This window comes from Microvirga sesbaniae (assembly GCF_025460805.1).
In the GTDB taxonomy this organism is placed as follows: domain Bacteria; phylum Pseudomonadota; class Alphaproteobacteria; order Rhizobiales; family Beijerinckiaceae; genus Microvirga; species Microvirga sesbaniae.
On sequence record NZ_JAMXFJ010000098.1, the window covers coordinates 1 to 2,305 of the forward strand.

2 protein-coding genes are annotated in these 2,305 nt (G+C 60.5%); both read left to right on the forward strand.

Annotated features, from left to right (window positions below; translation table 11 throughout):
• Positions 1-1,326 (forward strand): molybdopterin dinucleotide binding domain-containing protein (locus OCW50_RS32875; RefSeq protein WP_262300384.1); only part of this gene is annotated, 1,326 nt, incomplete at its 5' end.
• Between the two features lie 401 nt (positions 1,327-1,727).
• Positions 1,728-2,305: helix-turn-helix domain-containing protein (locus OCW50_RS32880; protein WP_262300385.1), on the forward strand; the 578-nt coding region annotated here is incomplete at its 3' end.

Genomic DNA, 2,305 nt, shown 5'->3' on the forward strand with positions numbered 1-2,305 from the left:
GAGCAACCCTATTGGATGGCCATCACCCTGGCTGCCATGCTGGGCCAGATCGGGCTCCCTGGGGGCGGGTTTGGGTTCGGGTATGGTTCGGTCAATGGAGTTGGGAACGCCGACCACGAGCTTCCATGGCCCTCGCTCCCGCAGGGCACGAACGCGGTGGATGACTTCATCCCCGTGGCCCGGATTGCCGACATGCTGCTGAGTCCAGGCGAGAGCTTTGACTTCAACGGCGCACGGCGCGTCTATCCCGATATCAGGCTCGTCTATTGGGCCGGCGGCAACCCGTTTCACCATCATCAGGACCTGAACCGGCTCGTTCTGGCCTGGAAGCGTCCCGAGACGATTATCGTCCACGAGCCGTGGTGGACGGCGACTGCACGCCATGCCGACATCGTTCTTCCGGTCACCACGCAGCTGGAACGGAATGATATCGTCTGCGCCAATCGCGACCGGATGCTTGCGGCCTCGCATCGACTGACGGAACCGGCCGGGGAGGCTCGCGACGACTTCGCGATCTTTTCCGCACTGGCCTCACGGCTTGGGGCTGAAGAGGCCTTTACGGAGGGGCGCATTGAGGAGAGTTGGCTCCGGCATCTTTATGGGTTGGCACGCCAACGCATTGCCGCTGCGGATATGGAGGTTCCCGATTTCGATGCCTTCTGGCGCGAAGGTGTCACCCTGTTGCCGGAACCCGTCGCGGTCAAGCCGCTCCTCGCCGACTTCCGCGCCGATCCGGCACAGTTCCCGCTTGCGACCCCGTCGGGATTGATCGAGCTGTACTCGGAGCGGATCGCAAGCTTCGGCTATGTGGATTGCCCAGGCCATGCTGCGTGGTTACAGCCACAGGAATGGCTCGGGGCGCCTGCCGCAGATCGCTTCCCGCTTCATCTGATCTCGAACCAGCCGGTCACCAAGCTGCACAGCCAGTATGACCATGGCAGTCATGCCCGAATTGCCAAGATCAATGGGCGCGAGCCGATCCGCATGAACCCACAGGATGCGGGACGTCGCGGGCTTTCAGAGGGCGACATCGTACGTGTCTTCAATGATCGTGGCGCTTGCCTGGCAGGCGTGTGCGTTTCGGACGAGGTGCGTCCAGGCGTCGTCCAGTTGTCCACAGGAGCGTGGTTTGATCCCCTGGAGCCGGGTACGCCTGGTTCGCTGGATAAACATGGCAATCCCAATGTTCTGACGCCCGACCGTGGCACATCCGCGCTCGCCCAAGGACCGAGTGCGCATTCCTGCCTTGTCGAGGTCCAGATTTACGATGGCTCTCTGCCACCCGTCACAAGCCATCAACCGCCACCGATCCTGCGCGGGTCGTAGCTCATGTAATGGACCGAATTTGACCTCGACTCAAATTCCGGATCCCGCCAAAATGTTCGTTTTTCAGAACATCAGTTGGAACTCTGCCTTGGGGCCGAAATCGTAGCTACCACAATAGGATGCGTCTGCAGAAACTGCCAAGGTTCCGTTATATTGACAGTTTGTTCTTTATAAAGTACCTTACGTTCTGTTTGATGAACTCTGGGCAAGGATTATGGCCGCGACGGCAGAAATCATTGATCTCAACGAAGTGAGGCGCCAACGCCACGGGGTGACGCAGCTCCTAGCGCCGATGCCCGCCGTTGTGCCTGGGACCTGGGTTGCGGTATGGTTCTTCGTGCCCGTCTGGGTCGGGAATGCTTGGCCCATGCACCGGTAAGACGAGGGGCGCCGTGAGAGATATGCCTAAGGATCATCTCGCCGGTATCCCACATGAAGCTGAAGGCGATTTTGAGACTGAGGCTCACGAACTTGCCGAGATCGTCAGCAGCAACCTCAAGCGGCTGCGCCGCTCCCGTGGTCACTCCCTGGAGCGCCTTGCAAGTCTCGCTGGCGTCAGCCGCGCCATGTTGAGCCAGATTGAGCTGGGGCGGAGCGTTCCGACGATTTCGCTGTTGTGGAAGGTGGCGCGGGCGCTCAACGTCCCGTTTTCGGCGCTGACAAGCCCGAGTACTGGCAGCGGCACGGTTGTCATGCGTTCGAAGAGTGCGAAAATCCTGACGTCAGCGGATGGGAGCTTCACCTCAAGGGCGTTGTTTCCGTTCGAAGCGGAGCGGCGGGTCGAGTTCTATAAGCTCACCCTCGCCGCGCAGTCACAGGAGGACGCCGTTGCGCATGCGGCGGGCACCATCGAGAACCTGACCGTCGTGGTCGGCGATGTAGAGATCGAGGTCAACGGCTCCGTTTACAGTATTCACGCGGACGATTCGATCATTTTCCAGGCCGACGTTCCGCACATCTACCGGAACCCCGGCCACGT